The following is a 5,348-nucleotide window of genomic DNA, read 5'->3' as shown; positions in this document are numbered from 1 at the left end:
GGGGGGGCCCGGGCGGTTGGGGTGGGGGGCGGCGCCCGGGGTCTCCGGGGGGGGGGCGGGGGGGCCCCCGCGGGGCCCCCCCCCCGGCCCGCTGCCGCCCCGCTCGCGCACCACCCGCACCAGGCCCTCGAACTGCCGCATCCGCAGCCCCGCGAGCGTCTCCACCCAGACCGGCTCAGCCCGAGGCACCCCACCCGCACCGGAGAACTGCCCCGCACCAGACCTTCTGGAACAAGCTTCAGTTGAGCATGCGGGCTGCCTGGACCTGCTGGAGGTGGATCAGGATGTCGTGGGTCTGGGCGAGGCGGATCTGCGGGGCGTCGGCGATCCCGGGGTAGGTGGCGCCGATGTTCTTGATCGTGTGCGGTTCGGCGAGCCAGGCGCGGGCGGGGGCCGGGGTGTTGCGCAGGTCGACGACGTAGTCGCGGTGGCGGACCTTGTCGAGGGTGTGTTCGGCGGTGCCGGGGGCGGCAGGTGTGACGGTGAAGCGCTCCGGGGCACCATCGTGGTTGAAGGCGTTGAAGGTGCCCTGATTGAAGGTGAGACCGACGCTCACGTAACCCGTGCCCAGCTGCTCGCGCAGGAAGTCGCCCTGCACCCGGGGGTACATGTCCGGGGCGTAACTCTTGAGGGCGATGTGACCATTGTGGGCGGAGATCATGATCTTGCTGCCGGTGCGCTGCTGCCACCAGGCGATGTTGTCCGCCATCACGCGGTCGCGGTAGAGCATGGCGCCGGGGATGCTCTGGGGGTCGTCCCAGTCGAAGGCGTACAGAGTGGTCATCTGGTGGATCGCACTGGCGTGCTGCACAGCCCAGGCGTGCGCGTCGGCGTCGGCGCCGGGGTGCTGCTTGAGCAGGTCCACCGCTCGCCCGGTGCGCTCGGCGAGCTCCTTGCGTTCGGCCATCGGCTTCGAGGAGTAGTCGTTGACGTAGGTGGCGGCGTCGGTGGTGGGCCGCAGGCCCTGGTAGAGCGCGGTGAGCCGGGGGGCCAGTTCGGGGAGGACCGCAGCGGCGTAGGCGTTCACCTTGTCGTAGAGCTCCGCGCCGGCGAACCCGTTGTCGTCGCCGACGAAGTGCACCGGGTCCTCGGGGTGCTGGATGTTGTAGGCGCGCATCCACTGGAGCAGGTCGCGGTACTCGGCGTTGTTCCACCACCGGTAGGTGCCCTGGAACTCCTCGTCCATGATCTGCTTCAGGTCGCCCTCGCCCCGGGTGAGGTAGGCGTCGATCCGCAGTCCGCTGCTCCAGGCGGCTTCGAGGGCGAAGGTGCGGAAGCCCTTCTCCTCGACCAGGTAGCGGAAGGCCCGGTGCTTGAGGGCGATGAACTCGTGTGAGCTGTGGGTGGCCTCGCCCACGCCCACCACGGTGGCGCCGCCGACCATCGTGCCGAACGGGCGCAGATCGGCGACGCCGCCGCGGGGTTCGGTGGTGCGCAGCGGGTGCGCCACCCGGTCGAGGGCGGCCTCGGGGGAGCGGAACGCGACGGCGTCGGCGGAGACCGACGCCGCGGACCCGGCGGGGGGAGCGGCGGCCGAAGCGGCCGGAGCGACGGCCAGGGTGGCACCGAGCGGGACGAGCAGCGCGGCGAGCAGGAACTTGCGCGTGGTGATCATTGGCCCAACTCTCGCCGGGCACCGGCATCACAGGCCATCCGGTGCACCCCCGACCGGCCCGGGGGTTGTCCCCACCCGCCGACCGGCGGGGTGCCGGGACCACACTCCCCGTCGTGAATGGGAGTCAAGCACGATGTGCTGCGCGAGAACAGCGGCCATCGGTGACCGGTCAACCGCCCGAACCCGGAGCTCCACATCCGCCTGTCTCTGAGACATGCCGCAGGCTGGAGAACGGCGGGTATCTCGTACGGGACGGTCCACGCGCTGTGTCCCTCGCGCCGGCACTCGAAGAGGGGCCGGATCGGCTTGTCCTCGTACTGCGATTCCCACAGCTGCGGTGAGTTGTAGTAGCGCGGTGGCGGGGGCTTCGACGGCGAGAGGCCTCCACTCGCCGCGTCGGAGAGGAAACGGTTCCGGGGAACGCCCGTGTTCGTCTGTTCCGTCGATGCGGGGCCGGAACCTGGCCGGCGACGCGCGGGCGTTCACGACCGGCATGGCCGCGATCCGGGTTCCCCGCCCGGGTTCCGGGCGGCTTCGGACCCGGCCCGACACGGTGATCGCGGATCGCGCGTGCTCGGCCCGCGCGATCCGCTCCCACCTGCGCCGGCGTCACATCCGTGCGGTCGTCCCGCAGCCGGTGGAGCAGGTCCGCAACCGGCTGCGGCGCGGCTCACGCGGCGGACGCCCGCCGGGCTTCGACCGGAGGCCCACAAGGAGCGGAACGCGGTCGAACGGTGCATCAACCGCCTGGAACAGTGGCGCGGCCCGGCCGTGCGCACCGACGAACTCGCCATCGCCCGCCAAGCCGCACTCCACCTCGCGGCCATCCTCATCCGGCTCCGCAGATGACCGAGGAGGCAAGCTTCAGCGGACGGCGCCGGCCGGCGGCTCAGCCGTGCCGACGGGCCAGGTCGGGGTAGTCGAGCACCAGACCGTGCCGGTCGAGGAGCAGATCGCTGCGGAAGTCCCCCGACTCGTACCGGACCCTCGCGGCCGCGCCGGTGCCGTCACCCTCCCCGGCGGGCCCCAAGTGGGTGTACGTCTGGCGCGACGGGTGCACCGTCAGGTCGGGCACCCGGACCCACGCCATCAGGAAGTCGTGCCGCCCCGGATCCCGGTGGAGCCGGTGGCGGAGCACCGGCATGGCGTTGGTCAGCGGGGAGAGCCCGAGGTCGCAGTCGAGCGCCCCGTCGAGCTCCGGCCGGTGGTGGCCGTCGACGGTCCAGCGTCCGTCGTCGTTCAGCAGCTCCAGCTCCCGGGTGCCCTCCGCCGTGCGGGTGCGGACCGCGAGCCGCCGGGTGGTCCAGGCCGGCCCGGTGTCGAGCTCGTAGTCGAGCCAGTACGGCGCGGGCACCAGACCGACCACGCGCCCGCGGGCGCTCAGGGTGCCGTCGCCGAGTTCGATCCAGGCGGTCTCGACGCCCCGGCTCTCCGAGACCTCCCAGGTGGGGACCAGATGAGTGATCATGGCCGCCACCGTAGCCGCCGTCCCGTCGGCGCCCCCGGAGCAGGCCCACGCCGCGCGTCGTCCGCACCGACGGATGCAGCAGCCGCCACCCCGGGCCCGCCGCAGCGGAGACGCGGCCCCCGGGGGAGGGCGGACGAGCCCGGCCGTGGCAGCACGGCCACACCGTCGACATCCGGCACCACCCTGGCGACCCGCTGCCCGCTCCGCCCCGGGCGCAGGGACGCTCGGGTGGCCAGGGTCGGATCCCGCCGCAGTGGCACGGTTCGGTTCTCCGGGTGTAGGGACGCCCGGAGAACGGGGCCGGATCCCGGCTCCGTTCCCGGTGCTCCGGTGGCAGTGGTGGCGTGGGGCTTCCTGGAGGGGCCGGCCGAGGTGTTGGTGGGTGCTCTCGTGCGGGGTGGTCCGTCGCGCTGCGCGGGATAGCGGCACGGTTCGGTCCCTCGGGTGCCGGGGCGGCCCGGGTCGGATTCCGGCGCTGTCCTGTGGGCCGGGTGGCGTGGGGCTTCCTGAAGGGTTGGCGGGTGCTTTGGCGCGGGGCAGCGGTACGGATCGCCCGGTCCTCCCGGGGGCCGGGGCCCGACGGGTGGTGACAGGGTCGCCACGGCCGGTCACAGGATCGGCCGCCCGGCCGGAAGACGCCCGCTGACCTGCGCGTCCTTGGTCGGCGCCGGCCTGCGGAGCGGCTACCGTGGCCGGGCGGCCGGGGCCCGGCCGCCCGGGGTCGTGGGCTCCGGTGGCACACGACGGACGGACCGGCATGCAGTTCGACGACCAGGGCGACCTCGACACCTCGCAGGTGGACGACCGGCGCGGCATCCCCGGGGGGAAGGTCGCCATCGGCGGTGGGGCGGCCGGTCTGATCGCCGTGCTGATCGCGGTGCTCTTCGGCGTCGACCCGAGCATCCTCGGGCTCTCCGACGGCGGCGGGTCGAACGCCGGGGCCGACCGGTCGACCAGCGCGGGGGAGGTCGAGCAGGCCTGCAAGAAGGGCGCCGACGCCAACCGCCGCCAGGACTGCCGGATCGTCGCCGTCACCAACAGCCTCCAGGACTACTGGCGCGGCCAGCTGCCGCGCTCCGGCGTCGCCTACCGGCCTGCCGAGACGGTCCTGTTCACCGGCCGGGTCTCCACCGCCTGCGGTGCGGCGAGCTCCGCGGTCGGCCCGTTCTACTGCTCCGGCGACCGGCGGGCCTACTTCGACCTCGGCTTCTTCGACGAGCTGTCCACCCGTTTCGGCGCGCGCGGCGGCCCGTTCGCCGAGGCTTACGTCGTCGCCCACGAGTACGGCCACCACATCCAGAACCTGACCGGCACGATGCAGAAGGTCGGGCAGGACCGGCAGGGCCGGGACAGCGCCTCGGTGAAGCTGGAGCTCCAGGCCGACTGCTACGCCGGGGTCTGGGCCCACCACGCCACCACCACCCCGCAGGCCTCCACCGGCCGCCCGCTCATCAGCACCCTCACCGACCAGGACATCGCCCAGGGCCTGGACGCCGCGGCGGCCGTCGGAGACGACCGGATCCAGAAGCAGGCCACCGGCCGGATCGACCCCGACACCTGGACGCACGGCTCCTCCGAGCAGCGCAGGACCTGGTTCACCACCGGCTACCGCACCGGCGACCCGGCCCGCTGCGACACCTTCGCCGCACAGCGCTGACCCCCGGTGCCGGGACCGCCCCGGCCCCCTGTCATCCGTCAGGGACCGCTGCGGGCGGTGCCTTCCTACGCTGCTGAGCACCGGCCGGACGCAGGCCGGACCAGCACCTGAAGGAGCACCACCATGCGCAAGATCCTGCACGCCGCCGCCGCGCTCGCCCTCGCGGCCGCCGCGGCCACCACGATGGGAACCTCCGGCGCCGAGGCCGCCGACGGCTCCTGGGACGGCTGCCCGTACGGGGCGGTCTGCATCTACCCCCGGGACGCCGACACCAGCCGGCCGCCGACCGATGTCTTCTGGAGCTACGGAGCCCACAACCTCCGCAACCAGTACGGCTCGCACTGGGTCCTCAACAACCAGTCCGGCGGCGCGCACGCCCACCTGTGCACCGGTTCCAACGGCACCGGCTGCGGCGAGGACCTCGCCCCCCAGACGGGTGTCTACGCCGACCTGACGCCGATCAACTCCATCACCCTCGACCGCCCCTGACCCGCTGATCCACTGATCGGTTGATCCGCCGCGGGCCCGCCGGCCCCCGGCCCGGGCCGTCCGAGGCGGGGTCCTCCGGGGGGAGGATCCCGCCGAGGACGGCCGGTGGTCGCCGGGCC

At 73.5% G+C, this 5,348-nt stretch carries 4 protein-coding genes and 1 pseudogene; 3 read left to right on the top strand and 2 right to left on the bottom strand.

What is annotated here, in order from left to right:
• Positions 1 to 238: 238 nt before the first annotated feature.
• A complete protein-coding gene (locus ACFXAM_RS37660; RefSeq protein ID WP_380298331.1) occupies positions 239 to 1,615 on the bottom strand; it encodes an erythromycin esterase family protein in 1,377 nt (458 codons plus the stop codon).
• A 463-nt stretch (positions 1,616 to 2,078) separates the two neighbouring features.
• Between ACFXAM_RS37660 and ACFXAM_RS37655 the strand changes: the two are divergent.
• A pseudogene (locus tag ACFXAM_RS37655) lies at positions 2,079 to 2,464 on the top strand (IS5/IS1182 family transposase); the annotation flags it as partial.
• Between the two features lie 40 nt (positions 2,465 to 2,504).
• On the opposite strand, the gene ACFXAM_RS37650 reads toward ACFXAM_RS37655, so the two are convergent.
• Positions 2,505 to 3,083, bottom strand: coding sequence for a putative glycolipid-binding domain-containing protein (locus ACFXAM_RS37650; RefSeq protein WP_380298329.1), 579 nt, complete (start codon positions 3,081 to 3,083; stop codon positions 2,505 to 2,507).
• A gap of 757 nt (positions 3,084 to 3,840) precedes the next feature.
• Between ACFXAM_RS37650 and ACFXAM_RS37645 the strand changes: the two genes are divergently transcribed.
• Together ACFXAM_RS37645 and ACFXAM_RS37640 are read left to right on the top strand one after the other, a co-directional pair.
• On the top strand, positions 3,841 to 4,740 hold the full coding sequence (locus ACFXAM_RS37645; protein ID WP_380298327.1) for a neutral zinc metallopeptidase: 900 nt from the start codon (positions 3,841 to 3,843) through the stop codon (positions 4,738 to 4,740).
• A 123-nt stretch (positions 4,741 to 4,863) separates the two neighbouring features.
• A complete protein-coding gene (locus ACFXAM_RS37640; protein ID WP_380298325.1) occupies positions 4,864 to 5,229 on the top strand; it encodes a hypothetical protein in 366 nt (121 codons plus the stop codon).
• Positions 5,230 to 5,348: the final 119 nt, after the last annotated feature.

This window comes from Kitasatospora sp. NPDC059462 (assembly GCF_042749955.1).
Classification (GTDB): Bacteria; Actinomycetota; Actinomycetes; order Streptomycetales; family Streptomycetaceae; genus Kitasatospora.
Note: the sequence above shows the minus strand (reverse complement) of the source record. Positions and strands in the feature narration are given on the sequence as shown.